This is a genomic window from Brachybacterium sp. GU-2 (assembly GCF_030866705.2).
Taxonomy (GTDB): domain Bacteria; phylum Actinomycetota; class Actinomycetes; order Actinomycetales; family Dermabacteraceae; genus Brachybacterium; species Brachybacterium conglomeratum.
Genome location: NZ_CP133037.2, coordinates 3289824 through 3316665, shown reverse-complemented (window position 1 = coordinate 3316665; position 26842 = coordinate 3289824). Strand labels below are relative to the sequence as shown.

General features: G+C 71.3%; 25 protein-coding genes. 17 read left to right on the top strand and 8 right to left on the bottom strand.

The features are described from left to right. The first annotated feature begins 88 nt into the window (after positions 1-88). The 3 genes from RBL05_RS15240 to RBL05_RS15230 all read left to right on the top strand — a co-directional run bounded on the left by RBL05_RS15240 (position 89) and on the right by RBL05_RS15230 (position 3382). Complete coding sequence (locus RBL05_RS15240; protein WP_308738759.1) at positions 89-1195, top strand: Vms1/Ankzf1 family peptidyl-tRNA hydrolase; 1107 nt, start codon at positions 89-91, stop codon at positions 1193-1195. Positions 1196-1424: 229 nt separating this feature from the next. After that, complete coding sequence (locus RBL05_RS15235) at positions 1425-1751, top strand: plasmid stabilization protein (RefSeq protein ID WP_308738760.1); 327 nt, start codon at positions 1425-1427, stop codon at positions 1749-1751. 242 nt (positions 1752-1993) lie between these two features. Next, complete coding sequence (locus tag RBL05_RS15230) at positions 1994-3382, top strand: TerC family protein (protein WP_308738761.1); 1389 nt, start codon at positions 1994-1996, stop codon at positions 3380-3382. A gap of 246 nt (positions 3383-3628) precedes the next feature. Here RBL05_RS15230 and RBL05_RS15225 read toward each other — a convergent pair whose 3' ends face one another. Further along, entirely contained in the window at positions 3629-3814 is a 186-nt protein-coding gene (locus RBL05_RS15225; protein ID WP_318603895.1) for a lysoplasmalogenase family protein, read from the bottom strand. After that, complete coding sequence (locus RBL05_RS15220) at positions 3787-4401, bottom strand: lysoplasmalogenase family protein (protein WP_318603894.1); 615 nt, start codon at positions 4399-4401, stop codon at positions 3787-3789. The genes RBL05_RS15225 and RBL05_RS15220 overlap by 28 nt, the downstream gene beginning before the upstream one ends. A gap of 107 nt (positions 4402-4508) precedes the next feature. Between RBL05_RS15220 and mphO the strand changes: the two genes are divergently transcribed. From mphO to rdfA, 7 genes are all read left to right on the top strand, one after another. Next, entirely contained in the window at positions 4509-5462 is a 954-nt protein-coding gene (gene mphO, locus RBL05_RS15215) for a macrolide 2'-phosphotransferase MphO (protein ID WP_308738763.1), read from the top strand. 375 nt (positions 5463-5837) lie between these two features. Next, the gene (locus RBL05_RS15210) at positions 5838-6833 is read left to right on the top strand and encodes a transglycosylase family protein (protein ID WP_308738764.1); all 996 of its coding nucleotides are present in this window, start codon (positions 5838-5840) and stop codon (positions 6831-6833) included. A gap of 585 nt (positions 6834-7418) precedes the next feature. Next, positions 7419-7697 (top strand): MFS transporter, encoded by a 279-nt coding sequence (locus tag RBL05_RS15205; RefSeq protein WP_318603893.1) that lies wholly within the window; start codon positions 7419-7421, stop codon positions 7695-7697. Between the two features lie 164 nt (positions 7698-7861). Beyond that, positions 7862-9034 (top strand): Gfo/Idh/MocA family protein, encoded by a 1173-nt coding sequence (locus tag RBL05_RS15200; RefSeq protein WP_308738765.1) that lies wholly within the window; start codon positions 7862-7864, stop codon positions 9032-9034. A gap of 91 nt (positions 9035-9125) precedes the next feature. Beyond that, on the top strand, positions 9126-9974 hold the full coding sequence (locus tag RBL05_RS15195; protein WP_308738766.1) for a sugar phosphate isomerase/epimerase family protein: 849 nt from the start codon (positions 9126-9128) through the stop codon (positions 9972-9974). A gap of 321 nt (positions 9975-10295) precedes the next feature. Beyond that, positions 10296-11072, top strand: a complete 777-nt coding sequence (locus RBL05_RS15190) for a MerR family transcriptional regulator (protein WP_308738767.1) — start codon at positions 10296-10298, stop codon at positions 11070-11072. Between the two features lie 241 nt (positions 11073-11313). After that, positions 11314-12144, top strand: coding sequence for a rod-determining factor RdfA (gene rdfA / locus RBL05_RS15185; protein WP_308738768.1), 831 nt, complete (start codon positions 11314-11316; stop codon positions 12142-12144). A 201-nt stretch (positions 12145-12345) separates the two neighbouring features. On the opposite strand, the gene RBL05_RS15180 is transcribed toward rdfA, so the two are convergent. From RBL05_RS15180 to RBL05_RS15165, 4 genes are all read right to left on the bottom strand, one after another. Beyond that, positions 12346-13605: an IS30 family transposase gene (locus RBL05_RS15180; protein ID WP_308738769.1), complete on the bottom strand. Its 1260-nt coding sequence runs from the start codon at positions 13603-13605 to the stop codon at positions 12346-12348. A 127-nt stretch (positions 13606-13732) separates the two neighbouring features. Continuing rightward, a complete protein-coding gene (locus RBL05_RS15175; protein ID WP_308738770.1) occupies positions 13733-15298 on the bottom strand; it encodes a GMC family oxidoreductase in 1566 nt (521 codons plus the stop codon). Then, complete coding sequence (locus RBL05_RS15170) at positions 15295-15888, bottom strand: hypothetical protein (RefSeq protein WP_308738771.1); 594 nt, start codon at positions 15886-15888, stop codon at positions 15295-15297. The genes RBL05_RS15175 and RBL05_RS15170 overlap by 4 nt, the downstream gene beginning before the upstream one ends. A gap of 114 nt (positions 15889-16002) precedes the next feature. Next, entirely contained in the window at positions 16003-16794 is a 792-nt protein-coding gene (locus RBL05_RS15165) for an IclR family transcriptional regulator (RefSeq protein WP_308738772.1), read from the bottom strand. Between the two features lie 123 nt (positions 16795-16917). Between RBL05_RS15165 and RBL05_RS15160 the strand changes: the two genes are divergently transcribed. The 6 genes from RBL05_RS15160 (at position 16918) to RBL05_RS15135 (ending at position 22161) form a co-directional block, all read left to right on the top strand. Beyond that, on the top strand, positions 16918-17238 hold the full coding sequence (locus RBL05_RS15160; RefSeq protein WP_263311009.1) for a putative quinol monooxygenase: 321 nt from the start codon (positions 16918-16920) through the stop codon (positions 17236-17238). Between the two features lie 520 nt (positions 17239-17758). Then, on the top strand, positions 17759-19204 hold the full coding sequence (locus RBL05_RS15155) for an MDR family MFS transporter (RefSeq protein WP_308738773.1): 1446 nt from the start codon (positions 17759-17761) through the stop codon (positions 19202-19204). Between the two features lie 167 nt (positions 19205-19371). After that, positions 19372-20127, top strand: coding sequence for a helix-turn-helix transcriptional regulator (locus RBL05_RS15150; RefSeq protein WP_308738774.1), 756 nt, complete (start codon positions 19372-19374; stop codon positions 20125-20127). A gap of 128 nt (positions 20128-20255) precedes the next feature. Then, the gene (locus tag RBL05_RS15145; protein WP_308738775.1) at positions 20256-21059 is read left to right on the top strand and encodes a VOC family protein; all 804 of its coding nucleotides are present in this window, start codon (positions 20256-20258) and stop codon (positions 21057-21059) included. A gap of 100 nt (positions 21060-21159) precedes the next feature. Continuing rightward, positions 21160-21654, top strand: a complete 495-nt coding sequence (locus RBL05_RS15140) for a flavin reductase family protein (RefSeq protein WP_308738776.1) — start codon at positions 21160-21162, stop codon at positions 21652-21654. Between the two features lie 195 nt (positions 21655-21849). Then, positions 21850-22161 (top strand): hypothetical protein, encoded by a 312-nt coding sequence (locus RBL05_RS15135; RefSeq protein ID WP_308738777.1) that lies wholly within the window; start codon positions 21850-21852, stop codon positions 22159-22161. Between the two features lie 7 nt (positions 22162-22168). Here RBL05_RS15135 and RBL05_RS15130 read toward each other — a convergent pair whose 3' ends face one another. Continuing rightward, positions 22169-23830: an ABC-F family ATP-binding cassette domain-containing protein gene (locus RBL05_RS15130; protein ID WP_308738778.1), complete on the bottom strand. Its 1662-nt coding sequence runs from the start codon at positions 23828-23830 to the stop codon at positions 22169-22171. A 172-nt stretch (positions 23831-24002) separates the two neighbouring features. Between RBL05_RS15130 and RBL05_RS15125 the strand changes: the two genes are divergently transcribed. Continuing rightward, on the top strand, positions 24003-24755 hold the full coding sequence (locus RBL05_RS15125; protein WP_308738779.1) for an acyl-CoA dehydrogenase family protein: 753 nt from the start codon (positions 24003-24005) through the stop codon (positions 24753-24755). Between the two features lie 357 nt (positions 24756-25112). Here the strand turns inward: RBL05_RS15125 and RBL05_RS15120 are convergent, their stop codons facing one another. Then, the gene (locus RBL05_RS15120; protein ID WP_308738780.1) at positions 25113-26714 is read right to left on the bottom strand and encodes an L-lactate permease; all 1602 of its coding nucleotides are present in this window, start codon (positions 26712-26714) and stop codon (positions 25113-25115) included. Between the last annotated feature and the right edge of the window lie 128 nt (positions 26715-26842).

Here is a 26842-nt window from a genome sequence, read left to right as displayed (position 1 = left end):
GTGCCAGGGTTGAACGGACCCAGGCGGGGCGAAGAGGCCGAGCTGGGAGCACGGTCGTCCCCGCACGTCGAGCACCTGGAGGTCCACTGTGAAACTGCCCTGGCTCACGCCCGTCCTCGAAGCGACCGGCCCCGTCGTCTCGGTCCACCTCGACACCACCCGGACCGACCCTCAAGCGGCCGGCGAGCTCGAGGCCCGCTGGGCGCGGATGCGCTCCTCCCTCGCGGCCGACGGCGCCCCGCAGGGGCTGCTCACGCAGATCGAGGAGACGGTGCTCAGGCCCTCCACCCTCGGCGGACGTCAGGGCCGCTCCGTCTTCGCGACCGACGACGGGATCCTCGTGGACCGGGTGCTGCCGGCGCCGCCGGTGCAGGAGTCGGCCCACCGGGGCGAGTTCCCGCAGCTGCTGCCGCTGATGCAGCTGATCCCCTTCGCCGTGCGCCAGCTGCTGGTGGTCGTGGACCGGGCAGGCGCCGACCTGCACCTGCGAGCACCGGAGAACCCGTCGATCGCCCACGGCCCGAACGGTCTGGGAGAGGACGCGACCGTCGAGGGCGGCCACGACGTCCTCCACAAGGCGAGCGTCGGAGGCGGCCCCCAGCACGGCTGGCGGGCCGACAACTTCGAGGCCCGCGTCGAGGACTCCTGGGAGCGCAACGCCGACGCGGTCGCCGAGGCCGTCGAACGCGCGCTGCGGGAGCACCGCGTGGACATGGTGATGATCAGCGGCGACGTGCGCGCGATGGGACTGCTGCGCGAGGCGCTGGGCCGTGAGACCCGCGAGCGGCTCCTGGAGGTCCCCGGCGGCAGCCGCGGTGCCGCGCTGGACCGCGGCCCCTTCCGCGAGGCGCTCACCCGCACCACCGAGGAGTTCATCGCCGGGAGGCAGCGGGACCTCGAGGGCCGCTTCCGCGAGAGCCAGGCGCGCGACGGCGCCTCGGTGGGCGGCGCGACCGAGGTCGCCCAGGCGATCGGCCGCGGCCAGGTCGAGGAGCTGGTGTTCGTCACCGGCGGCGAGCCCGCCGGCATCGAGGAGCTGCTGCGCACGGCTCTGGCCATCGACGCCTCGGTCTCCGCCCTGCAGGAGGACGCGCTCGGGATCCCCGAGGGCGTCGGCGCGCTGCTCCGCTGGAAGGACGAGGCCACCCCGTCCAACAGCATCGGATCGATGTCCGGGGACCGCGCCCGCGAGTGAGCTGCGAGAGCGGGCGTCGCCGGCCGACGGGGAAGCCGTCCCAGACGGCCGGCCCCGCCTCCCGCTGGGACGGTCCGCGCCGTCCGGGCCCCGCTTCCGGGCTCGACCGATCGGTCCCCGACCTCGACATCGGCCCGCTGTGCCACAGCATGGACGTGCCGGTCATCTCCGGCACGACGACCGCTCCGAGCGGAGATCGCAGACGCACGACGGAGAAGGAGGAGCAGTCATGCCCGAGGCATGGAACGAGAAGCGCGAACGCCAGTACCAGCACATCAAGGACGGCCAGCTCGACAAGGGCGTCCCCGAGGACGAGGCCGAGGAGATCGCGGCCCGCACCGTGAACAAGACCCGCGCCCAGGAGGGAGAGTCCGAGGAGGCCAGCCGGACCTCGCTCGAGGACAAGTCCCCGTCCGAGCGGGGCGGCGAGCGCTCGCACAGCGGCGCGAAGGGACGCACGAAGGAGCAGCTGTACGAGGACGCCCGCCGGCAGGGGGTCGAGGGCCGCTCGACGATGACCAAGGACGAGCTGGAGGACGCACTCGAGGACCGCTGACCGCCCGAGGGTGACAGCCCGAGGGCGAGAGCTCGGTCGCAGAACTCCCCCGCACCCACGAGCGACGTTCGGGAGCTTCCCAGGGACGCCGTCTACTCTCGCGGACGGCAACGGGGGAGTATCCGCCACGCTGCGCACGTCACCACGGGGACCGCCGAACGGGCCCCCGGGCGCAGCGGCCCACCGGCACAGGCCGGAGGGTGGAGAGACCCGGGTCCACCTCGCGACCCGGAAGGTCCTCCATGACCGTCTCCCCCCTGATCTGGGCCGTCACCATCATCGTGGTGCTCGGGCTCCTCGCCTTCGACTACATCTTCCATGTGCGCAAGGCGCACATCCCCACCCTGCGCGAAGCGGGCGTGTGGTCCGCGCTCTACGTCGGCATCGCGCTCGCCTTCGGCGTGCTCGTCCTCGTCTTCGGCGGCGTCGACATGGGCACCGAGTACTTCGCCGGGTACGTCACCGAGAAGGCCCTCTCGGTCGACAACCTCTTCGTCTTCCTGATCATCATCGCCGGCTTCTCCGTGCCCCGAGAGGACCAGCAGAAGGTGCTGCTGTTCGGCATCACCTTCGCGATCATCGCCCGCTCGGGCATGATCGCCCTCGGCGCCGCCGCGATCGACAACTTCTCCTGGGCCTTCTACCTCTTCGGTGCGATCCTGCTCTACACGGCGATCAAGATGATCGTGGACGAGCTGAAGGAGGACTCCCACGAGGACTCCGAGGGCGTCTTCGTACGCCTGGTGAAGAAGGTCCTGCCCGCGACCGACGAGTACGACGGCGACAAGTTCTTCACCATCGAGAACGGCAAGCGCGTCCTCACCCCGATGCTGCTGGTCATGATCGCGATCGGCGCGACCGACATCCTCTTCGCGCTCGACTCGATCCCGGCGATCTTCGGCCTCACCCAGAACACCTACATCGTGTTCACCGCGACCGTGTTCTCCCTGCTGGGCCTGCGTCAGCTGTACTTCCTCATCGACGGGCTGCTCGACCGCCTGGTCTACCTCTCCTACGGCCTGTCGATCATCCTCGCCTTCATCGGCGTGAAGCTCGTCGTGCACGCGCTGCACGAGAACGAGCTGGGCTTCATCAACGGCGGCGAGGCCGTGCACGCGATCCCGGAGATCACCACCGCCTTCTCGCTCAGCGTGATCATCGGCGTCCTCACGGTCACCGTCCTCGCCTCGCTGCTGTCCCCGAAGGGACGAGCGCAGGCCGCGGTGAACAACGCCCATCACGAGGCCCGCGCATATCTCGAGATGACCTACCGCTCCTTCGAGGAGCAGCGGGACGCGATGTACGAGAAGATGCTCGCCCACGAGAAGATCGTCGACGGCCTGCCCGCGAAGTACGAGGACATCGTCGTGGCCGAGCACAGCGTGCGCGAGCTCCTCGCCGACGCCCACCGTGTGCACGAGGCGCGGCTCGCCTTCAACGAGCGGGGCGAGCGCTCCGACGAGCAGCCGGACGGCCTGCTGGTCACCCACCCCGACGGCACCGTCGCGACCGATCCCGGCGGCACGGTGATCACCCTCGCCGAGGAGGAGGAGCTGCGGGAGACCAAGGAGGCCAAGCGCCGCGCCCGCGAGCAGGCGCACGCCGAGCACGCCGAGGCGCGCAGGGGCTGAGCGGGCCTCCCCACCGGGTGGACCGGCCTCGCCGACCCGGCCCCGTGCCCGGCAGCCCCACCCGGCCCGCCTGGCTCGCCCGATCAGCCTGGCCCGCCTGGCTCGCCCGGTCCGCCTGGCCCGCCTGGGCCGCCTGGCCCGCCTGGCCCGCCTGGCCCGCCTGGCCCGCCTGGCCCGCCTGGCCCGCCTGGCCCGCCTGGCCCGCCTGGCCATGGTCGGCCACTGGCGCTGGGCGTTCCTCTACGGCTATATAGGCGTAGAGGAACGCCCAGCGCCATTTCTCGACCATCGTCCGGCCCGGGCGGTGTGTCCCAGCACGCCGAGCACGAGCAGCACCTGCGCCGCGACATAGGTCGCCATCACCCACAGCTCGTGCGCGGGGAGGGTGAGCACGTCGAAGGTTCTCAGGGCGATGAGGGAATCGGAGACCACGAACACCGCTCCCCGATCCCGCCGCGCACGCCGAGACCGGTGGCGAGCACCGCCATCGCGCAGATCGCCGCGGCGTAGACCACCAGCGCGGGCAGCAACGCTCCGGCCGACGGGGCGCACAGGCCCACGATCACCACGGCGTCGACGAAATAGGGCAGCACCGCGGCACGGCCCGCGAGGACGCGCCGCATCCCGGATCCCCGGACGGCCGAGAGCACCGGTGGCCCCTCCGCGAGGAGCGAGCCTCCCCGCAGCGGCCACAGCGCGAGCGCGTACACGATCTGGGCGAGCAGGAAGCTGGTGAGCATGGCGAGGAACTGCGCCTGACCGTCGAGGAGCCGCGGGAGGGTGTCCCCCGCCCACGAGAGCACGAGACCCAGCGCGAAGAGCCGGACGAGCCGGCCGCGCGGGGGCTCGGTCCCGGCCAGCAGCGCACCGAGCAGCAGCGGCATGAGCAGGGGCTGGGTCACCTCGGCGACGGGCCCGCCGCCGCGCAGCTGCGCCGCGAGATGCACCGCCGTGACCAGGGCGAGCGCGAGAAGCGCTGCCTGGGACACGGCGCCGATGCCTCCTCGCATCCCGCGCATGGCCCGAGCCTACGCGGGCAGGCATCGCGGCCGGCGAGCACCGGCCGGGCGCACCGTCGGCCGGGAAACCGGATGACGTCGTGCGCGCGACCGGGCAGACTGCCGGGATGACCGAGACCTCCCCCTCGAGCCCGTCGTCGGCCACGGCCGACGCCGGGACTCCCCCGCCCGCCGACCTCGATCAGCTCCTCGCCCTCGCCGCCGATCACGGGCTCGACCTCCTCGGCGACTCGCTGCGCACCGAGGAGATCGGCCACGACTTCCGCGTCGCCTTCGCCCGGGCACGGGACGGCCAGGACTGGGTGCTGCGCATCCCCCGCCGCGCCGAGGTGCTGACCCGCGCCGCGGTCGAGGGCCGGCTGCTCGCCCACCTCGCCCCGCACCTGGCCGTCGCTACCCCCGACTGGCGGATCAGCACGGAGCGCCTGATCGCCTATCCCCTCCTGCCCGGCACCCCGGGGCTGACCGTCGACCCCGACGGCACGGTCCGGTGGCACCTGGACATGGCCTCGACCGAGTACGCCCGCACCCTCGGCACCTTCCTCGCCCAGCTCCACGCCGTGGACCCGGTCGCGGCCGCCGCCACCGGGATCCCGTCCCGCACCCCGGAGCAGGTGCGCGACACCTGGCGCGAGAACCTCGCCCGCGTCGCCGAGGCCTTCCCGATCGCCCCCGCGCTGCGGGAGCGCTGGGAGGCGTGGCTGGCGGAGGACTCCTTCTGGTCGGACCGCAGCGTGCTCACCCACGGCGAGGTCTACCCGGGCCACACCCTCGTAGAGGGCGAGCGGCTCAGCGCAGTGCTGGACTGGACCACCGCGTCCGTCGGCGATCCGGCGCGGGACTTCATGTTCCACCGCGCGAGCGCTCCCCCGGAGGCCTTCGCGGCGACGATCGCCGCCTACGAGGCCGGCGGCGGCACCGTCCACCCGCGGCTCGGGGAGCACGCCGAGGAGATGTTCTCCGCCTCCCCGCTCGCCTACGGGCTCTATGCGCTGGAGACCGGTGCGGAGGAGCACCGCGCCGCGGCGGCGGCCGCGCTCGACCCTCCGGACGCCGACTGAGGCGGGCGCGAGAGAGGCCGCCAGGACGGGGCGCCGGGGCCGAGCCGACCGGCCCGCTGCCGCGAGGCCGACGGGCCGCCCGCCGTCGGCTGACCGCGCGGCGGACTGACTCTGTGAAGGGCGCCACAGGACGCGCCATGACTCACACCATGCCGCTCCGAACAGGAAGCCCACCGCGTCACCGCAGGTCAGGGACGCGCAGAACCTGCCTCGGCGAGTCATGCCCTCGAACCGGAAGAGTAAAACCCCGGTCAGTTCCGGGGCCGGGTCCTTGCCGCGAGGGGGCGGTGAGCCCCTACGGTGGCCGACGTCCGAAGAGGTCGAGCCGCGCCCGCCCGGGGCCGCCGACCGCCCACGACCTGAGAGGACGTCCCCTTGTCCAAGCACAGCACCCACGCCCAGCGCACTTCCCGCGCTGCCACCCTCCGCCGCGGCCTCAGCCGCTCGGCCGTCGCCGTCGCCGGCGGCGCCGTCGTCGCCTCCGGCATGATCGCCGCGACCACCACCTCCGCCTCGGCCGCCACCGGCTGGGACGAGGTCGCCGCCTGCGAGTCCGGCGGAAACTGGTCCATCAACACCGGCAACGGCTACTACGGCGGCCTGCAGTTCTCCCAGCAGACCTGGGAGGGCTTCGGCGGCACCGAGTACGCCTCGACCGCCGACCAGGCCTCGAAGATCCAGCAGATCGCGGTCGCCGAGCGCGTCCTGGCCGTGCAGGGCAAGGGCGCCTGGCCCACCTGCGGCGTCTCGATCAACGGCGGTTCCGACACCTCGGGCGCCCCCACGGCCGAGGAGCAGGAGGAGGCCCCCGAGCAGGAGCAGCAGGCCCCGGCCGAGGAGCAGGAGCAGCAGCAGGCTCCCGAGCCCCGCGAGTCCGACCAGCAGGCGAACCGCTCCACCGAGCGCGAGAGCACCGAGCCCCAGGGCGACTGGAGCTGCGACGGTGACGGCATCGCCGACAACTGCGACGAGAACGGCTTCACCAAGGAGACCGAGAAGAAGCAGGAGGAGCCGAAGCAGCAGGAGGCCCCGGCCGAGGAGGCCGCCCCGGCCCCGCAGGCGTCCAAGGGCGAGCCCGGCTCCAAGGCCACCGGCGACCTCTCCGTCGCCGGCACCCTCGAGGTCGACGGCAAGATGGGCCCGAAGACCATCACCGCCCTCCAGGACTGGCTGGGCGTCGAGCAGACCGGCGAGATGGACGAGGAGACCACCCTCGCCCTGCAGGCCTGGGCCAAGACCTCGCAGGACGGCGTGATCGGCGAGGACACCGTCGCGGGCCTCCAGCACGAGGTCGGCGCCGCCCAGAACGGCTCCGACGAGATCGACGGGGACACCGTCGAGGTCCTGCAGGCCTTCCTGAACCTCTACTGATCCCCTCAGCGGCCGCGCCCCCGACGGGGCGATGACCGCCTGCGGCTCCGCCGCACCCTCCCGGACGGCCGGATCGCCCCTCGTGGGCGGCCCGGCCGTCCGTCGTTCCCGTGTCAGCGCCTCCGGGACTCCTCGGCGAGAGTCGCCGAGCGCACCGCCTCTCGGCGGACCTGAAGCGACTGCCGGCCGCCACCGGCAACCGTTGACAACCGAACGAGCAGACCCGGCCCACGCCCCGCCATACGACCGACGTCTTCAGGTGGCGACAAGAGCATCGATGCTGGTAAGCCTTCCATTAACTCATGAGGCAACAGGTTCGAGTCCATTCGGCAGCACTGCAACCTCCGGCAACATCGCCCTCTCCTCGGATCTCCTGACCAGACTCTCCTCACCCCGCCTCACCGGTCCCACGGAGCGCATCGCGATCTGAGCGAACCACGGCCCCGCGCGCGCCGCGCTCGCGGTTCAAGGATGAACCCGGAGGAGCTTCGACGATGAGCACCGCTGCAGCGACACCCCAGCAGAAGAAGGACATCAGGCCGTTCAGCTGGCACCGGCGAGCGCAACGACGCGACCGTCTACGGCATGTACTCCTGGTCCCGCAAGCTCGGCCAGGCGATCGCCGGCGGTCTCGTCGGCTGGGCGCTCGGCTGGATCGGCTACCAGTCCGGCGGCGTGGAGCAGAACCAGTCCGTGCTCGACGGCATCTACACCCTCGGCACCCTCGTCCCCGCCCTGCTGCTGGTCTCGCTGCTGGCCCCCGTCTTCTGGTACCCGCTGACCAAGAAGCGGGTCGACGAGAACGCCGCGATCCTCGAGGAACGTCACGCGGCGTCCGCCGCCTCGGCCTCTGAGCAGGCCTGATCCCCGTGCGTCGGCGGCCCCGGCCACGGGTCCGCCGACGCACATAGGCTCGACGGAGACGGAGAGCGCGTTCCTCCCGCCCTCCCTCCCCTCGCTCCTCGGTCCCACCAGATCCACCCGCATCCCCTCCCGGGAGCGCGTCACCACCACAGAACGGAGACACCATGTCGGAGAAGAACATCCGCCTCGGCATCATCGGATTCGGCGCTCAGGGCGGCATGTACGCCGGCCTCCTGGCCGACGGGAAGATCGCGGGCATGACGCTCGGCGCCATCGCCGACACCGATCCCGCGAAGGAGGACGCCGCCGCGGAGAAGCACGCGGGCACCCCCTTCTACGACGACTACGTCGAGATGCTGGACTCCGGGGACGTCGACGCCGTGGTCACCACCGTGCCGCATTACCTCCACCCCGAGATGACGATCACCGCGATCGGCAAGGGCATACACACACTCACCGAGAAGCCCGCAGGCGTCTACACCAAACAGGTCGAGGAGATGAACGCCTTCGCGGCCGACCATCCCGAGACCACCTTCGCCATCATGTTCAACCAGCGCACCAACCCCGTCTACACCGACCTCAAGGCGCTGATCGACGCCGGCGAGCTCGGCAGGCTGCGCCACACCTCCTGGATCATCACGTCGTGGTGGCGCCCGCAGGGCTACTACGACCAGTCCGAGTGGCGCGCGACCTGGGGCGGCGAGGGCGGCGGCGTGCTCGTCAACCAGGCTCCCCACCAGCTTGACCTGTGGCAGTGGCTCGCCGGTACTCCGAAGAAGGTCTTCGCGAAGCTCGCCTTCGGCTTCCAGCGCGACATCGCCACCGAGGACGAGGTCAACGCGCTCGTCGACTTCGGCGAGGGCGTCACCGGTCATTTCATGACCTCGACCAACGACATCATCGGCACCGACCGCCTCGAGCTGCTGTTCGACGAGGGCAAGGTCGTCGTCGACAAGTCGAACAAGGTCACCGTCTACCGCCTGTCGGAGGACGAGCGCAGCCTCAGCGACAAGATGACCATGGAGGACGTGGCCAAGCTGTTCCGCGGCGAGATGGACGCCTCCTCGCTGTACACCGTCGAGGAGAGGACCTACGAGTCGGCCTGGGGCCAGCAGCACATCGACGTCCTGACCAACTTCGCCGCTCACGTCAACGACGGCACCCCGCTGATCGCCGACGGCGCCGAGGGCATCAACGGCGTCCGCCTGGCCTCCGGCATGCAGCTGTCGGCCTGGACCGGTCGCGAGATCGACCTGGTCGACTACCCGGCCGAGGAGTACCTCTCCGAGCTGAACAAGCGCATCGAGGAGGAGGGGAAGTTCCCCACCCGCTCCTGAGCGCTCTCCGTGCGGCCCGGCGCCGACCTCCCGTCGGCCCGGGCCGCTCCCGCATTCCCACCGCCATCGCACTCTTCGAAGGAGAACACCCATGCCCATCCTCGGACTCCAGCTCATGATGCTCAAGGACCAGATCGACGAGAAGGGGATGTACGAGGTCCTGCGCCAGGTGCGCGAACTCGACATCGACGCCGTCGAGGTCTCCCAGGTGGAGATGACCGATGAGCTGATCGACGACCTCGTGCGCGGCAAGGCGGACCTCGGCGTCGAGACCGCCGCGATGAGCGTCTCGATCGCCCCGGGCGGCAACGGCTTCGCGCTCGAGACCGAGTTCGACCGCGCTGTCGCGGCGTGCGGGAAGACCGGAGCGCGCTTCCTGCGCATCGGCATGATGCCGTTCTCGGCGATGACCTCGAAGGAGGCGGCCGAGGACTGGGCGGCCTCCGTCGAGCCCTATGCGGCCCGTCTCGCCGCGAAGGGCATCACGCTCTGCTACCACAACCACCACGTGGACCTCATCCGGTTCGACGGCGAGCGGATCTTCGACATCGTGCGCCGCGTCGCCCCCTCGTTGCTGTTCGAGGTGGACCTGCACTGGGTCCAGCGCGGCGGCATGGCTCCGCTGGACATGCTCGAGGCCTATTCCGGCACTTGCAAGCTCATCCACGTCAAGGACTTCCGCGTCGCGCCGATGCCCGAGGACGCCGTGAGGCGCTTCGACGCCGGCGAGATGGACATGAAGGAGTTCTACGGGACCTTCCTCTCCCTCGGACAGTTCGCCGAGGTGGGCCAGGGCAACATGAACTGGCCCGCGCTGCTGCCCGCCGCGGAGAAGGCCGGTGCCGAGTACTTCCTCATCGAGCAGGACGACACCTACGGCCGCGACCCGATCGACTGCATCCGCGAGTCCCGCGAGTACCTGAGGTCCATCGGCTACTGAGCGACGGTCGCCCGCCGACTCGTCGCTCCGACCCGACACGTGCCCCCCGGGCCCGCCTGCATGGGCCGGGCCTGCCTGCAGAATGGGACTCAGGCGGCACGCCGCGGCGCTGAGCTCCGCGGCGTGCCGCCTGACGCCCCTTTCTGCAGACGGCCCCTCTCGTGACGCCCGCCGTGCGTGCCCCGCACGGTCCGGCGGGCGTCGTCGTCCCTGCGGGGCGCGGCTCCGGCGAAGATTCTCCCGCCGCTCCCCTTGCGCTTGACGTCACGTCAAGCGGAAAGATCGTGATCGCACCGAAGGAGACCGACGAGAGGAGGAGCCATGGAGTCGCCCCAGCACTCGGCCCCGGAGTGGTCGATCCAGGAGATCGTCCGCAGCACCGGCGTTACCAGCCGCACCCTGCGCCACTACCAGCAGGTGGGCCTGCTCGCCCCGAGCCGCACCGGCCACGGCGGGCAGCGGTTCTACGACGGCGCGTCGCTGCTGCGCCTGCAGCGGATCCTCGTCCTGCGCGAGCTGGGGCTCGAGCTTTCCGAGATCGGCCGCGTGCTCGACGAGCAGGTCGAGACGGTCTCCGCGCTGCGGGCGCATGCCGCGCAGCTCGAGAGGGAGCAGGAGCGCCTGTCCCGCATCGTCGCCTCGGTGCAGTCCACGATCCGGATTCTCGAGACAGGAGGAGAGCTCATGACGGACACGATGTTCGACGGATTCGACCACACGCAGTACCGCGAGGAGGTCGAGGAGAGGTGGGGCGAGCAGGCCTACGCCGATTCCGACCGGTGGTGGCGCTCGTTGAGCGACGCCGAGAAGGAGGGCTTCCGCGAGGAGGTCGACGCCCTGGCGGCAGGCTTCGCCGACACCTCGGCGCGCGAGCTGCCCGCGGAGCACGAGGAAGTCCAGGCGCTGACGGCCCGGCTGTACAGCTGGATCAGCGCGGGATGGGGCGGGAAACGGCCCGGCGCAGAGGCCTTCGTCGGCATCGGCGACATGTACGTCACCGATCCCCGATTCGGGGCGACCTTCACGGTCGACGGCCGGCCCTTCGCCGAGCACGTTCGCGACGCGATGACGGTCTACGCGCTTGAGCACCTCGAGTGATGACCGCCCGCAGGGGACCGGACGCCGAGAGGCGTGCGGGCCCCTGCGTCGTCCTGCTGCGCCAGGCACCGAGCGGGGCGAGCTCCGCGGGCCCGGCACCGTCGACGCGGCCCGCACCGTTACCATTTCGTGATTCACCCCACGCCGTCGGTGCTGTGACCGGCTTCCTGGACGCTCCCGGAACGCGGCACCAGGGTTCGGAGCGTACCGTCGCCCGGGCCAACGATCCCCAGGAGGCACAGTGAAGGTCCGAAGCACCTCAGCCCTGCGGCGCACCCTCGCCGCGCTCACGCTCACCGCCGCGCTCGGTCTGACCGCCGCGTGCAGCGGCGGGCAGGACGATCCCTCGCAGGCGTCCGACGGCGGCGGGCAGGCGGCACCGGCCGCCTCCGACGGTGGAGGCCAGGCGGCTCCGGGCGCGTCCGACGGCGGCGGCGCGGCCGACGACCCGCAGGCCCAGGAGGCCGACGTCTCCGACGTGCCCGAGGTCGTCGCGACCGTCAACGGCACGGAGATCACCAAGGACGACTTCGTCCAGACCTACCAGTCCCAGTACCAGCAGATGGCGATGCAGCAGCAGGCCGGCGGGCAGGCGCCCGATGAGGAGCAGCTGAAGACCCAGGTCGCCGAGCAGCTGGTGAACAACGAGCTGCTGCGCCAGGGGGCCGAGGACGCGGGCATCGAGGCCACCGACAAGGACATCGACACCACCCTCGACGAGATCGCGGAGCAGAACGGTCTGGGCTCGGGGGACGAGGTGGTCAGCGCCCTCGAGCAGCAGGGCATCTCCGCGGAGCAGGTCCGCCAGGACGCCGCCTCGCAGTTCGCGATCACGACCTACATCGAGCAGGAGGCCGACATCGCCGAGCCGAGCGACGAGGAGCTGAAGGCCCAGTACGACGCGTTGGTCGAGCAGCAGTCCGCCGCCGGCGGCTCCGCCGAGGAGGTCCCCTCCTTCGAGGAGATGAAGGACCAGCTCGCCCAGCAGGCCACCATGCAGCAGCAGAACGAGGCCGCCACCGAGATCGCCGGGAAGCTGCGCGAGTCAGGGGACGTCACGATCAACGTCTGACCCCTCGCCGGGCCGACCGTCCCCCGCTCCGCCCGCACTCCCGGCGGACCTGCCCCGGCTCCGCCCCGCGGTCCGGCCCCCTGCACCGCCCCGCACCCCGGCCCCTTGCGCCGCCCGCACGCCACCGGGCCGACCGATCGCCGGTCCGGCATCGATACGCACATCGAGAGGCAGATCTCGACCGGTATCCCTCCGGCCGGTTCAGTCGGTGAGTGCGACTGTGGTGATCAGTTCGTCGAGTGTCTCACTGGGAGTAGCCCCGTCGAGGACCACTCGGGGTCTTGCGTTGAGCATGTCCTGAACGGTGCGGAGTTCGTCGTCGGTGACGTGGTTGAAGTCGGTGCCCTTGGGGTATTCCCAGCGGAGCTGGCCGTTGAGGTTCTCGTTCGTGGGACGCTGCCAGGGCGAATGAGGATCGCAGAAGAACACCGGGCAGCCCGTGGCCACGGTGAACCGGGAGTGCTGGGCCATCTCGGTTCCCTGGTCCCAGGTGATCGAGCGTTTCACCGCCTCGGGCAGGTCCTCGACCATGCTGGTGAGCACGTCGATCACGGTGGCGGAGTCACGAGTCCCGGGCAGTCGTCCCAGGAGCGTGAACCGGGAGGCCCGTTCGACCAGCGTGATGATCCCGGAGTTGTTCGGCCCCACGACCAGGTCTCCCTCCCAGTGGCCGGGAATCTTCCTGCCCGCGTGCTCGGCCGCGAGCTTCTCCTCTCGATCGGCCAGCCGGTGTCCGTCCAGCCAGCGGCGCTTGTTCCGGGCCGGCAGCTTCGAGGACGGGATACGGCCCTTGCGACCGGAACGGATCGCGCCCTCGACCGTCAGCTCGTGACGCAGCGCGCCCGCGCCCTGGACGTAAAGAGCCTGGTAGAGGGTCTCGTGGCTGATCTGCATGTCCTCATCGTTCGGGAACAACCGCCGCAGACGCACGCTCACCTGCTGCGGAGACAGCTTCTGATCCAGCAGCGCCACGACCACCCGGCGCAGCAACGGCAGGGTCTCGAGCTTGAACGCCTTCGGACGCGCCCGGGCCTGATCAGCCCAGAACTGTGCCAGCGCGGCACTGTAATGAGCATCGTCATGGCCCCACCGGCCGTCCTCCGCGATCAGGCTGTGACGAGCGATCTCGCGGAACACGGTCGAGCGATGCACCCGCAGGCCAGACGCGATCTCGCCAGAACTGCGGCCCTGGACGATGCCCAGCTCGATGAGCACCCGGTCAGCGAGCTGGAGCCTACGCCCATGCCCCGATGCCGCGCCGAAACTCTCCGCAGACGGAGGGAGGATGACCGAGGACGAGGCGTGACTGCTGGGCATTCCGCGTTTGAGCATCACCCCAGCCTGCCGCAGCCACTTCCTCAGCCGGGAACAGCTCATACCTGCTTCTCGCGCAGCGACCATCGCCGGCTTCCCCGCTATGACTGTCTCGATGACCTCCGCTCGAAACGACGCAGACAACATCGGCAACTCCCTCCTCGGGAGTCGCACTCACCCATTGAAGCGGCCTCCTCGATACCGGTCGAGATCTGCCTCTCGATTCCTGAAGGATCCCGGCGGGGCAGCCCCGCCGGTACCTGTCCGCTCCGGATCAGACCGTGCCGGCGCGGAGCGACTCGGCGATGTGCTCGGCCTGACGGATCGCGAGCGCCACGATCGTCAGCGTCGGGTTCGCCGCGGCCCCGGTCGTGAACTGCGAGCCGTCCGAGACGAACAGGTTCGGCACGTCGTGCGCCCGCCCGAAGCGATCCACCACACCGTCCTCCGGCCGCTCGCTCATCCGGCAGGTGCCGAGGTTGTGCGTGGAGGGGTACGGGGTGGTGCGATGCGTGCCCACCGCCCCCACGGCCTCGTACAGCGCCTCGCCGCGGGAGTAGGCGTGCTCGCGCATCGCGAGGTCGTTGGGGTGATCGTCGAAGTGGACGTGCGCGACCGGCAGGCCGTGCTGGTCCGTGACGGTGGAGTCGAGCGTGACCGCATTGGACTCCTGGGGCATGTCCTCCCCCACCAGCCAGCAGCCGGCGGTGTTCTCGTAGGCGTCCAGCAGACGGGTGAAGCTCGGCCCCCAGGAGCCGGGCTCGGCGAAGGTCGCCATGAAGGCGGGCCCCAGAGAGATGGTCTGGATGTAGTAGCCGCCGGCGAAGCCGCGGGAGGGGTCGTGCACGGACTCATCGCTGATGCATCCGGCCATCGTCTCGCCGCGGTACATGTGCACCGGCTTGTCGAACTGCGCGTACACGCTGCCGGTCATGTGGCGCATGTAGTTGCGGCCCACGAGGCCGGAGGAGTTCGCGAGCCCGTCGGGGAACAGCGACGAGGAGCTCAGGTGCAGCAGGCGCGGCGTCTCGATCGCGTTGCCGGCGACGCACACGAGCTTCGCCGCCTGGCGGTGCAGGTTGCCCTCGGCGTCGAGGTAGAGCACCGCGTCGACCCGTCCCGTCCGGTCGTGCAGGATCTGCGCGACGTGGGAGTCGGGCCGCAGGTCGAGCTTGCCCGTCTCGAGGGCGCGCGGGATCTCGCGCACCATCGTCGACCACTTCGCGCCGCTCTTGTCGCCCTGGAAGTTGAAGCCGTCCTGGATCGAAGCGGGTCGGCCGTCATAGGGCTCGGCGTTGGTGCCGTAGGGCCCGGTGGCGTAGTGGCGGTAGCCGAGCTTCTCGGCGCCGGCGGCGAGGACCTTGTAATTGTTGTTCGCCGGCAGCGGCGGTCGGCCCCCGCGGTGGGTGGAGCCGATCGCGTCCTCGGCGCGGGTGTAGTACGGCTCGAGCTCCTCGTAGCTCAGCGGCCAGTCCATCAGGCTCGCGCCGTCGACCCGGCCGTAGGTGCTGCGGGTGCGGAACTCGTGCGGCTTGAAGCGCGGGGTCGCCCCGGACCAGTGGGTGGTGGTGCCGCCGACGGCCTTGACGATCCAGGCCGGCAGGTTCGGGAAGTCCTTCGCGATGCGCCAGCTGCCGGAGGTGGTGCGGGTGTCGGCCCACGCCATCTGGTCGAAGGCGGCCCATTCGAGGTTCATGTAGTCCTCGCCGCGCAGGTACGGGCCGGCCTCGAGCAGCACGCACTCGATGCCCGCCTTGGTCAGCTCGTAGGCGAGGGTGCCGCCGCCGGCGCCCGACCCGATGATGACGACGGCCTCGGTGGAGTGGTCGATGCTGCTCATGCCTGCTGCCCCTTCGTCCCGCGGCCGGTGCGTCCGGCGCGCGCCCTGCTCTGCCCTGCCGGGACGGCGGCGCCCCGGACGCTCTTCGTGGTCGCCCCGCGGGGGAGATCGGAGACGACCTCCTCCAGAGGCTCCCCGTCGTACTCCTCGATCCGCGGATCCGGCAGCCAGTCCAGATCGTCGAAGCCGCGGTGGAGGTAGCCGCCCTTCTCGAAGGAGGGGCCCTCGTAGCCGATCACCTCCCAGACCTCCTCGTCCTCGTAGAGGCTGACCACCACGGTCTGCCGCACGAAGCCGAAGAAGGTCGTGTGCTGGATGCGCAGCAGCAGCGGCAGCGCCTCCTCGGGGCTCAGCTCGGCGAAGCGGCCGTCCGCGAGGGCCTCGAGGGAGTCGAGGCCGTGGGCGAGCTTGACCCGCATCCACGCGCTCTCCTCCGCGGCGCAGCGGACGGTCTCCGCGGCCCGCCGGTAGGCCGAGTCCGGCACGCGCTCGTGCGGGAACGCGGCCTTGATCAGGGCGGTGAGCGTCGCCTCCGCCTCGTCGGTCCCTTCGATCTCGTTCACGGCCTCGTCGCCGTCCGGTGCGCTCATGGCGTCTCCTTCCCACTGCATCTTCGTCAGTGACCTGGGGCACACGATAGGCAGGGGCTGCGGCGAGCGCACAGCGCAGTTATCACCGGGCGAGAACGCCGACGGGTGCCGCGGTCAGTGGGTCTGCGCCCCCAGACGATAGGCGCGCCCGGCGCGGGAGGCGCACGCCCGCACCCGGTCCTCGACGTGGCGGAGGCGCCCCTCGTAGGCGGCGACCGGCGCGGAGACCGCGACGGTGCCCAGCAGCATCCCGTCGTCGGCCTTGATCGTCGCGGCGAGGCAGCTGGAGCCGGGCACGAACTCCTGATGCTCCCAGGCGATGCCGCGCTCGGCGATCTCGGCGAGCTGGCGGCGCAGCTCCGCCGGGTCTACGAGGGTGCGGTCGGTGTGGGCACGCAGCGGCCCTGCCAGGTACTCCTCCTGCTCGTCGGGAGCGAGGTAGGCGAGCCCCGCCTTCCCGAAGGCGGTCGCGTGCGGGCTCTCGTGGAAGCCGAATCCGAGCGGGGACAGCCGCGGAGCCTGCGGCGAGTCGGAGACGTGCACGACGACGAAGTCGGTGCCGCGGTGGATCGCGAGATAGGCGGCCATGCCCAGGTCACGATGCATGGCGTGGACCTCCTCGCGCACAGAGCGCGGGATGCCGAGATCGTCATGGAGGCCGACGGCCAGGCGGTGCAGCTTGTAGCCCAGCGCGAAGCGCTTCTCCGTGCGCAGGTGCACGAGGTACTCGGAGCGGATCAGCTCCTGCGCGATCCGGTACACCGTGGGCAGCGGGATCGAGGTCGCCTCGGAGATCCCCCGAGCGGTGCTGCTGCCGTGCTGCGCCACCGCCTCCAGCACCGCGATCGCCCGGGCGACCTGGCCGCCCTGGTCCTGGGCTGATCGGCCTGTGTCGTTCGAGGTCATCGTCGTCCTCCTTCCGGCGACCATTGTGCCTGAGCTCTGCTTCTTGCCCTGCGAGAATCGAGGTTCCCCGCGCGTGCCGGATACGGCAGGCTGGTCCCGTCACCTCTCAGAAAGGACCCGACGATGATCCTCATCAACGTGAAGTTCCCTGTGAAGCCCGAGTTCGCCGACCGCTGGCCCGAGATCGCGAGCGAGTTCACCGAGAACACGCTCGCCGAGCCGGGCAACCTGTGGTTCGAGTGGTCGCGCAGCGTCAAGGATCCCAACACCTACGTGCTCATCGAGGCGTTCACCGACGAGGGCGCCGGCCCGCACGTGGACTCCCCGCACTTCAAGAAGATGCAGGAGGAGTTCCCGCAGTACCTCACGGCGACGCCGCAGATCATCTCCCACCAGATCGACAGCGACGGCTGGGGCCCGATGGGCGAGATCTCCGTCGACTGACAGCGGCGCGAGCTGGCGTCGGAGCGGCAGGCCCTGCGCTTCGGGAGGCTCGCCCGTCGCCACGACGGGCCGACGCGGGGGCGTCCACCTGGCGGTGGGCGCCCCCGCCGCGTCGTCCTGCCGAATGCTCCCGCCCGTCACCCCTCATCCCGGTCATCGCCCTGCCCGTCACACGCTGCTCACGGTGAGCATCAGTCCCCTCGCCGACCGCGAGCCGGGCGAGCGCGGCGATGACGCGGCCCACCTACCGACGGCCTCGGCGAGGGCAGGTGCTCGTCGGGCGAAGCACCCGGGAGCGAGGGAGGCGATCGGCTCGTCGACGCGCACGAGGAGGGAGGGAGGCCACCGCTCCATCGAGCGATGAGCGCGGCCGGATGAGGCATGCACCTCCCTCCCCAGACCTTGCACTCAGTGCAAATTTCGACCTACTGTGCTGGAGGCGGTCGAGACCGCCGACCGCGTCGAGCGGGGACGAGCAGAGAGGGGCCAGGTGGCGACCCGGACGAGAGAGGTGCCCGCCGTGAGCGGCGAGACGGACGGCAGGACGGCAGGCTCCGAGGGCGCGGCCCCGGCGCGTGTGAACCCGAACATCGTGATGGCGGTGCTGCTCGCCGGCGCCTTCGTCATCATCCTCAACCAGACACTGCTGAACACTGCGCTGCCGGCGTTCATGGCGGACTTCGATATCACCGCGAATGCCGCCCAGTGGGTGACCACGCTGTTCATGCTGGTCAACGGGATCATGATCCCCGCGACGGCGTTCCTGATCCAGAAGTTCTCCACCCGCACGATGTTCTTCGCGGCGATGGGCATCTTCGCGCTGGGCACGCTCATCTGCGCGGTCGCGCCGGTGTACGCGGTGCTCCTGGTGGGCCGCGTGGTGCAGGCCGCCAGCGGCGGCATGATCATGCCGCTGATGCAGACGATCCTCTTCGCGATCTTCCCGATCGATCGTCGCGGCACGGCGATGGGCACCTTCGGCCTCGTGATCTCCTTCGCCCCGGCGATCGGCCCGACGCTGTCGGGCTTCATCGTGGACCACTGGTCCTGGCGGGTGCTGTTCGTGATGATGCTGCCGATCACGCTCGGCGCGCTGGTCTTCGCCCATCTCACGCTGCGCAACGTCACCGAGCAGACCGATCCCCGCCTCGATGTGCTCTCCCTGATCCTGTCGACCTTCGGCTTCGGCGGCCTGCTGTTCGGATTCTCCGCGGCGGGCACCTCCGGCTGGGCGAGCGCGCAGGTGACCGCGCCGCTGGCCGTCGGGGTGGTCGCGCTGGTGTGGTTCGTGCGGCGTCAGCTGCGGATCGAGGAGCCGCTGCTGCAGCTGCGGGTCCTGCGCACTCCGATGTTCACCCTCGGCACCGTGCTGGGCATGCTGGTGTTCATGGCGATGATCGGCGGCATGCTGATGATCCCGCTGTTCATGCAGAACATGAGCGACTTCTCCGCGATGGAGTCGGGGATGGTGCTGCTGCCGGGCGCGGTCGTCATGGGCGTCATGTCCCCGGTGACGGGCCGGATCTTCGACCGCTTCGGAGCCCGGGTGCTCGCGATCGTCGGCTTCGCGCTGCTGGCGTCGATGAGCCTGATGCTGGCACGGCTCACCCCGGAGACCTCCTTCGCCTACATCGCGATCGTCAACGCGGTGCGGATGCTGGGCACTGCGATGGTGATCATGCCGGTCACCACGGCGGCGCTGAACCAGCTGCCGCAGCGCCTGATCCCGCACGGCGCCGCCGTGAACAACACCCTGCGCCAGATCGCCGCCTCGGTCGGCACTGCCGTGCTGGTCACCGTGATGACGGTCGCCGCGCTGGACCCGGCCGAGCACGGGGTCGAGGGCCAGATCCACGGCGTCGACGTCGCGTTCGACGTCTCCGCCGGGATCGCCGCGCTGGGCCTCGTCGGGGCGTTCTTCCTGCGCAACTCGAAGCCGGCCGAGGTCCCCGGCCCCGAGCGCTGATCCCGGCCCTCCGGCTCACCGCTCGGCGCCCCCTCCCCCGCGACCCCGTCGACCCGTCCCGGTCGGCGGGGTCGCCGCCTCCCCGGCCGTCCGCGTCGCCGCAGGTCCGATGAACGAGCTCCCGTCGGCCAGGCCGTCCGACGGGCCGCCGCCGTAGACTCTCGAGGGTGACGCCGCTCACGACTCCCCTGCCGGAGGCCGCGCTGGCCTCCGTGGTGGAGCTCGCCCGGGATCGGGCGCCCTCGCTGCGGGTCGCCGATCTCGCCGATGCGGCCGGCTACAGCCCTTTCCACTTCTCGCGGCTGTTCAGCGCGCAGCTCGGGATCGGCCCCGGCCAGTACCTGATCGCCCTGCGCGTCGGACGGTCGAAGGAGCTGCTGCTGGCGGACGACGCCGCGGTCATCGACGTGGCCTGCGAGGTGGGCTTCGACTCCGTGTCGAGCTTCGGCCGCCGGTTCCGCAGCACCGTCGGCGTCACCCCGGGGCAGCTGCGCCGTCTCGCGCAGACGGTCGCCGATGCTCCCCCGCGCCCCTTCACGATGCTGCGCCCGCACCCGCTGGGCGCCCGGGCAGTGCGGGCGGTGCTGGAGCTCCCCGAGGGCGCGGATCGGCGCGGCGATCCTTCGATCTGGGTGGGCTGGTATCCGCAGCCCGCGCCGATCGGCCTGCCGGCCTCGGGCGTGCTGGTCACGGGTGTCGACCACGTCGTCCTCCCCCTGTGCGCGGGCGCCCCCTTTCTGCTCGCCTTCGCGGTGCCGCCGCACGCCGATCCGCTGGACCTGCTCGCACCGCGGGCGCCGATGGTCGCGGCGCACCCTGCGCCGCTGACCGGGACCGGGGAGGTCACGCTCCGCTTCGGGACCTCCGGGGCGGGCGGGAGCGTGCCGATGCTCTCCGCGCTGCCGGCGCTGCGCCCCGCCTGATCCCGCGGCGCCGCGGCGGCGCGGACTGCGCATGATCGGACGCACCTCCGCCCCGCCCTCGGCCTAGCGTGGGAGCCCCGGCCGGACCGGCCGCGTCCGCCGCGAGGACCACGACCACAGGAGGAACCATGACCCGCAGCACCGGCACCACCACCTGGCTCGATCTCTCCGCGCAGGACCTCTCCGCCGTGATGCCCTTCTACTGCGGTCTGTTCGGCTGGGAGGTCGAGGGCCTCGGGGAGGAGTTCGGCGGCTATCGGATCCTCCGCAACGACGGGAAGCTCGTCGGCGGCGCGATGTCCGTGGCGGGGATGACCTGCCCCGAGGGCAGCCCCCTGCCGTCCGAGTGGGGCGTCTACCTCACCGTCGACGACGTCGACGCCCGCGTCGCCAGGGCCCGCGAGGCGGGCGGCGGCGTCGTCGTCCCCGCCGATGACATCGGCGACTCCGGCCGCATGGCCGTGGTCCTCGACTCCGTCGGCGCCCCCATCGGGATGTGGCAGCCGAAGCAGCTCGAGGGCTACGAGTTCACCGGGAGACCCGGCTCCCCCGTCTGGTTCGAGCTGATGACCCACCGCTACGACGACGCCGCCGCCTTCTACACCGCGGTGTTCGACGCCGAGCTGGTGCCGATGGGCGAGGGGATGGACGAGGACGGGGACGGCTTCCGCTACGCGACCAACGGCTCCGGAGAGAGCGCGAGCTGGGGCCTCTGCGATGCGGCGGGGATGATGCCCGAGGAGGCCATGGGATGGCGCGTCTACTTCGGCGTCGAGAGGACCGAGCAGGCGCTCGCGAGGGTGCGGGAGCTCGGCGGGAGCGTGCTCGACGGTCCGATCGACTCGCCCTTCGGACGGATCACCACCATCGCGGATCCCGAGGGGGCGAGCTTCCAGATCAGCGCGATGGGCGAGGCGATCTCGGAGGGCTGACCCACCTCGCTGACCTGCCACTATGACGCCGCATGACGGTCGGGTCCCAGGACGTGGGCCCGGCCGTGCGCGGGCGCGGCACGCGTCCTAGAGTCAGAGCATGCTGACCGATTCCGCGCTCCGTGAGGCCTTCTCCCACTTCCCGCAGGGAGTGGTGCTGGTCGCCGCAGAGATCGACGGCGTGCGCCACGGACTCGTCGCCTCGACCTTCACGGTCGGGGTCTCCCTCGAGCCGCCGCTGGTCTCCGTCGCGGTGCAGCACAGCTCGCGCACCTGGCCGCTGCTGCGCGAGCACGGACATCTCGGGATCACCGTGCTCGGCGATCGCCAGCGCGGTGTCATGCGCCAGCTCGCGGGCCCGGACCGGGAGCGCCGCTTCGAGGGCCTGGACGTGAAGACCGACGAGCACGGCGCGCTGGTGCTGCAGGGCGCCCCCGCCTGGATGACGGTGCGGGTCCACGACGAGGTGCGCGCGGGTGATCACGACCTCGCGCTGCTCGAGGTCCTCTCGATCGACAGCTCCCCGACCGCCGAGGCGATGGTGTTCCATCGCAGCCGCTTCAAAGGGCTCGTCGAGGACGACATCGCCTGCTGAGCCTCGAGGCTGGCCCCGGGGCGCGTGAGACGCGTCTCAGAGCGCCGGATTCCCGTGAGGAGTACGCCTCGGTCACTCCCATCTGTCGGACCGCTGTCCGACAATTTCCGGGAGACCGCATTCCAGGCGGTCGAGCTGTTCCCCGTCGGGCCCTGAGCGCCCGAGCGGATCCTGGCTTCCGAGGAAGGACCCTCCATGCAGTTCACCCGTGCCCTCGCGGTCGCCTTCGGCGACTGGCTCGAGCGCGAGCAGATCCGCCGCGCCCTCCTCGCGGAGCGTCCCGAGCTCGACGGCGTCCTGCACCTGGACCCGGAGCGTCCGCTGCTGCGGATCCCGCGCGTGGAGCGCGGTGCGGTGATCGTGGCCCGGCTCGACGAGGAGGGCGGCGCGACCTGGCTGGTGGGTGTCGCGGGCGCCGCCGAGCCGGTGCTGCACGAGGCCTCCTCCCCCGATGAGGCGGCGCGGATCGCGCTCGACGTGCTCGATCCCTGCCCGCTCGCGGGCTGACGGGGACTCAGAGCTCGGTGACCGCGCCGCCCTCCACCTGCCACCGTCGGTCGATGCGCACGGTCTCGAGCATGCGCCGGTCGTGCGTGACCAGCAGCAGCGTTCCCGTGTAGCTCTCGAGCGCCTGCTCGAGCTGCTCGATGGCGGGCAGATCCAGGTGGTTGGTCGGCTCGTCGAGCACCAGCAGGTTCACGCCGCGCGCCTGGAGCAGGGCGAGCGCCGCACGGGTCCGCTCGCCCGGGGACAGCTCGGCGCAGGGCCGACCCACGTGGTCCGCGCGCAGGCCGAACTTCGCCAGCAGGGTGCGCACGTCCGCCGGGGTCATCTCCGGCAGCAGCGCCCCCGCCGCGTCGGCCAGCGGCGCCTCGTCGGCCAGCAGGGAGCGCGCCTGGTCGATCTCGCCGATCCGCACGTTCGCGCCGAGCGAGGCCGCGCCCTCGTCGGGCTCGATCCTGCCCAGCAGCAGCTGCAGCAGGGTCGACTTCCCGGCGCCGTTGGGGCCGGTGATGCCGATGCGGTCACCGGCGTCGACCTGGAGGGAGAGCGGCCCCAGCGTGAAGGCGCCCCGGTGCACCGCGGCGCCCGCGAGGGTGGCGACGACGCTGCCGGAGCGGGGCGCGGCCCCGATCGTGAACTGGAGCTGCCACTCCTTGCGCGGCTCCTCGACCTCCTCGAGCCGCGCGATCCGGCTCTCCATCTGCCGCACCTTGCGCGCCTGCTTCTCGCTGGACTCGGTCTGGGCGCGTCGGCGGATCCGGTCGTTGTCCGGCGCCTTGCGCATCGCGTTGCGGACGCCCTGGCTGGACCATTCGCGCTGGGTGCGGGCGCGGTCGACGAGGTCGGCCTTCTTCTGCGCGAACTCCTCGTAGCGCTCGCGGGCATGGCGTCGCACCGTGGAGCGCTCCTCGAGATAGGCCTCGTAGCCGCCGCCGTAGAGACGGTGGGAGTGCTGGGCGAGGTCCAGCTCGAGCACCTCGGTGACGCAGCGGGCGAGGAACTCGCGGTCGTGGCTGACCAGCACCACCCCGCCGCGGAGGCCTTGGACGAAGGCCTCGAGCCGGTCGAGGCCGTCGAGGTCGAGGTCGTTGGTGGGCTCGTCCAGCAGCACCAGGTCGAAGCGGGAGAGCAGCAGCGCGGCGAGTCCCACCCGGGCGGCCTGGCCGCCGGAGAGGGAGGTCATCGCTACCTGCTCCGCCTCTCCCGGGCCGATCGGCAGGCCGAGATCGGCGAGCACGACGGGCAGGCGCTCCTCGAGGTCGGCCGCGCCGCTGGCGAGCCAGCGGTCCAGCGCCGCGGCGTAGACGTCGGACGGGTCGGGGCCGCCGGGCGGGGCGTCGTGCTCGAGGGCGGTGGCGGCGGCATCCAGGTCGGCGGTGGCCCGGGCGCAGCCCGTGCGTCGGGCGACGTACCCGGCGACGCTCTCCCCGGGGGTCCGCTCGTGCTCCTGCGGGAGCCAGCCCACGAAGGCGTCCGACGGGGAGAGGGACAGTCCGCCCTGCTGCGGGGCGGCGGCTCCTGCGAGGAGGCGCAGCAGCGTCGACTTCCCGGCGCCGTTCGCGCCGACCACGCCGATCACGTCCCCGGGGGCGACGGTGAGGTCGAGGCCGTCGAAGAGGACGCGGTGGCCGTACCCTCCTGCGAGGTCATGGGCGACGAGGGTGGCGGTCATCCCGGCATTCTCGCACCCGTCGGCCCGTCGGCCCGTCGGCCCGTTGGCCCGTCCGTCCGTCCTGGCCATCGACGTCGCCGTATGACGGCGTGCGTCGGCCACCCTGGCCCGGCGGACGAGCGGCCCCTAGGGTCGGTCATCACCAACCGTGAGGATCGACAGAAGGACACCTATGACCACGCTCGCCGAGCTCCGCTCCCGCTTCGCCCCCGTCATCGAGTCGATCGCCGAGGGCGCCCTGGAGCGCGAACGCGGCAGGCTCCTCCCCCACGCCGCGGTGCGTGCCCTGGCCGAGGCCGGCTTCGGGACCGTGCGGCTGCCGGTCGAGGCGGGCGGCCTGGGCGCCACTTTCGGGCAGCTGGCCTCGCTGCTGGTGGACCTCGCCGCCGCGGACCCGAACCTGCCCCAGATCTGGCGCGGGCACATCGCCTTCGTCGAGGACCTCCTGATCACACCGCACGCCGAATTCCGGCAGCGATGGCTGCGACGGATCGCCGACGGGGCGGTGATCGGGAACGCCTGGTCGGAGATCGGCTCCGTGGAGCGAGGCTCCCAGGGCACGAAGGTCGCGGTCGAGGGCGAGCACGCCGAGGTGACGGGCCGGAAGTTCTACACCACCGGCGCCTACTTCGCCGACTACTTGGACACCCTGGTCGAGGCGGCCGACGGGTCCCAGCACATCGCCGTGGTGCCGTTGGTCCAGGCCGCGGTCACGCGCAGCGACGACTGGGACGGGTTCGGGCAGAAGCTCACCGGGACCGGCACGGTCGTCTACGACCGCGCGCGGCTCGACGCCCAGGACGTCATCCCCTTCGAGGACCGGTTCGGCTACCAGACCGCCGTGTACCAGCTGGTGCTGATCGCCGTGCACGCAGGGATCGCCGCGGCAGTGCGCGAGGACGCCACGGCGCCCGTCCACGCGTGAGTCAGCTGCCCTGCGCGTCGACGGCCTCGAGGTCGTCCTCGGTCTCGAGCGCTGATCGCGCTGCGCGCCCTTGCCCTCGCCGCACCTGCCCACCCCGAGTTCCGGGCCGCATCTCCTCGGACGGACCACCCATGCGCTTTGCCCAGGACATGACCTATGCCTGCGGCGAGTGGCTCGAATGCGACAGCAGCCGTCGCGCTCTCATCGAGGCACGGCCCGACATCGCCTCCGGGACGGTGCTCGATCCGCAACGACCGATGCTGCGCATCCTCCGCCCGGAGGGCGATGTCGTGGTCCGCTCCACGGGGCTCGGTCCCCGTCGGGCGCTCCCGCACCCGTGGCAGGCGCTCCCCGGCGTCAGAGGAGGATCGACAGCAGCAGGCTCCAGACGCAGATCACCACGAGCATGCCGAGGCTGGGGGCGATCGCTTTGCGGGTGATCTCGCCCTCGCGCCCTGACAGTCCCACCGCGCCGGCCGCGATCGCGATCGACTGCGGCGAGATCACCTTGGCGGTGGTGCCGCCGGCGGTGTTGGCGGCCACGAGCAGCGACGGGTCCACCCCGATGTTGCCCGCGGTCGCGGTCTGCAGCGGTCCGAACAGCGTGTTGTTGTTGACCACCGAGCCGGTGAGGAACACGCCGATCCATCCGATCACCGGGGCGAGCAGCGGGAACACCGGGCCGACGGCCGCCAGGGCGTAGCCCATCGTGGAGGAGCCACCGGAGTGGTTGGCGATGTTCGCGAGCATCAGGATCACCGCGATCAGAACGATCGCCATGCCCAGGCTCCGCACCGTCCCCACCAGCTCGCCGAGCACCTCCCGCAGGGTCACCTGCGGGGTGGTGAGGAAGGAGACGATCACGGCCAGCAGGATCGCGGTGCCGGTGGCACCGAGCAGCGAAAGGGTCCAGGTCGTCTCGACCACCGTCCCGTCGGCCGTGGCGATGTGACCGGTCAGCCCCGGCAGCGGGACCGCAATGGTGGTTCCGCCGAGCGCGCCGGTGGTGAACAGCTTCTCCACCGGGGGCAGGGACCACAGCAGGATGAACGCCGAGAGGATGTAGAAGGGGCTCCATGCCACGACCACCTCGTTGAAGCTGTGGGCGCGCAGCACGGGCACCGGTGCGTCGTCCTCGCGGTGGATCCGCTCCGGGGCCCAGGCTCGGGCGACGGCGAACACGGCGACCATCCCCGCCAGGCCCGCACCGATGTCGGCGAGCTCCGGGCCGATGAACCACAGCACCCCGGCCTGCACGCCGCTGAACGCGAGCGAGACCACCAGGGTCATCGGGAAGGTCTCCCGCAGTCCACGCACCCCGTCCATGACCACGACCAGCAGGAAGGGCACCACCAGGGTCAGCGGCTGCAGGATCACCACCATCATGCGGGAGAGGTCCATCACCTCCATCCCGGTCACCTGAGCGCCCACCAGCACGGGGATGCCGATCGCGCCGTAGGCGCCCGCTCCGACGTTCGCGATCAGGGAGAGCACCGCCGCGCGCATCGGGGCGAAGCCGAGCTGCACCAGCAGCGCCGCGCAGATCGCGATCGGCACCCCGAACCCTGCGACGCCCTCGAGGAAGGCCCCGAAGGCGAAGCTGATCAGCAGCACCTGGATGCGCTGGTCGGCCGAGACCGCGCCGATCGAGTCGCGGATGATGTCGAAACGGCCCGAGAGCACCGCCAGGCGGTACAGCCACACAGCCATCACGATGATGTACGCGATCGGCCAGAGTGCCGTGAGCAGCCCCGAGAGCCCGGCGCCGGCGACTGCGGTGGCGGGCATGCCGTAGGCGATCAGCGCGACGAGCACCTCGACGGCCAGGGCGATCAGGCCCGAGAGCACCCCGGAGAGCTTCAGCACCACCATCAGCAGGAGGAAGACGAAGATGGGGAGGGCGGCCGCGAGGGCCGAGAGCAGGAGGTTGTCGAGCGGGTCGAGGGTCTGGGTCCACATGAGAGGTCTCCGAGGTCGTGCCGGAGCGGGCGCTCCGGCGGTGACGCGGTCAGGGACGAGGCCCCCGACATCCCGGGGATGTCGGGGGCCTCGACTCTGAGGCTCCCGGGGAGGCCCGCGCGACCTCC

Bases quoted from the DNA above. Each gene is read 5' to 3' on its own strand.
- RBL05_RS15145 (WP_308738775.1), top strand. From the start codon at position 20,256: ATGACCCGCAGCACCGGCACCACCACCTGGCTCGATCTCTCCGCGCAG.
- RBL05_RS15165 (WP_308738772.1), bottom strand. From the start codon at position 16,794: ATGACCTCGAACGACACAGGCCGATCAGCCCAGGACCAGGGCGGCCAG.
- RBL05_RS15220 (WP_318603894.1), bottom strand. From the start codon at position 4,401: ATGCGCGGGATGCGAGGAGGCATCGGCGCCGTGTCCCAGGCAGCGCTT.
- RBL05_RS15205 (WP_318603893.1), top strand. From the start codon at position 7,419: ATGTACTCCTGGTCCCGCAAGCTCGGCCAGGCGATCGCCGGCGGTCTC.
- RBL05_RS15125 (WP_308738779.1), top strand. From the start codon at position 24,003: ATGACCACGCTCGCCGAGCTCCGCTCCCGCTTCGCCCCCGTCATCGAG.
- RBL05_RS15170 (WP_308738771.1), bottom strand. From the start codon at position 15,888: ATGAGCGCACCGGACGGCGACGAGGCCGTGAACGAGATCGAAGGGACC.
- mphO (WP_308738763.1), top strand. From the start codon at position 4,509: ATGACCGAGACCTCCCCCTCGAGCCCGTCGTCGGCCACGGCCGACGCC.
- RBL05_RS15200 (WP_308738765.1), top strand. From the start codon at position 7,862: ATGTCGGAGAAGAACATCCGCCTCGGCATCATCGGATTCGGCGCTCAG.
- RBL05_RS15195 (WP_308738766.1), top strand. From the start codon at position 9,126: ATGCCCATCCTCGGACTCCAGCTCATGATGCTCAAGGACCAGATCGAC.
- RBL05_RS15235 (WP_308738760.1), top strand. From the start codon at position 1,425: ATGCCCGAGGCATGGAACGAGAAGCGCGAACGCCAGTACCAGCACATC.
- RBL05_RS15120 (WP_308738780.1), bottom strand. From the start codon at position 26,714: ATGTGGACCCAGACCCTCGACCCGCTCGACAACCTCCTGCTCTCGGCC.
- RBL05_RS15140 (WP_308738776.1), top strand. From the start codon at position 21,160: ATGCTGACCGATTCCGCGCTCCGTGAGGCCTTCTCCCACTTCCCGCAG.
- RBL05_RS15160 (WP_263311009.1), top strand. From the start codon at position 16,918: ATGATCCTCATCAACGTGAAGTTCCCTGTGAAGCCCGAGTTCGCCGAC.
- RBL05_RS15130 (WP_308738778.1), bottom strand. From the start codon at position 23,830: ATGACCGCCACCCTCGTCGCCCATGACCTCGCAGGAGGGTACGGCCAC.
- RBL05_RS15180 (WP_308738769.1), bottom strand. From the start codon at position 13,605: ATGTTGTCTGCGTCGTTTCGAGCGGAGGTCATCGAGACAGTCATAGCG.
- RBL05_RS15230 (WP_308738761.1), top strand. From the start codon at position 1,994: ATGACCGTCTCCCCCCTGATCTGGGCCGTCACCATCATCGTGGTGCTC.
- RBL05_RS15135 (WP_308738777.1), top strand. From the start codon at position 21,850: ATGCAGTTCACCCGTGCCCTCGCGGTCGCCTTCGGCGACTGGCTCGAG.
- RBL05_RS15175 (WP_308738770.1), bottom strand. From the start codon at position 15,298: ATGAGCAGCATCGACCACTCCACCGAGGCCGTCGTCATCATCGGGTCG.
- RBL05_RS15190 (WP_308738767.1), top strand. From the start codon at position 10,296: ATGGAGTCGCCCCAGCACTCGGCCCCGGAGTGGTCGATCCAGGAGATC.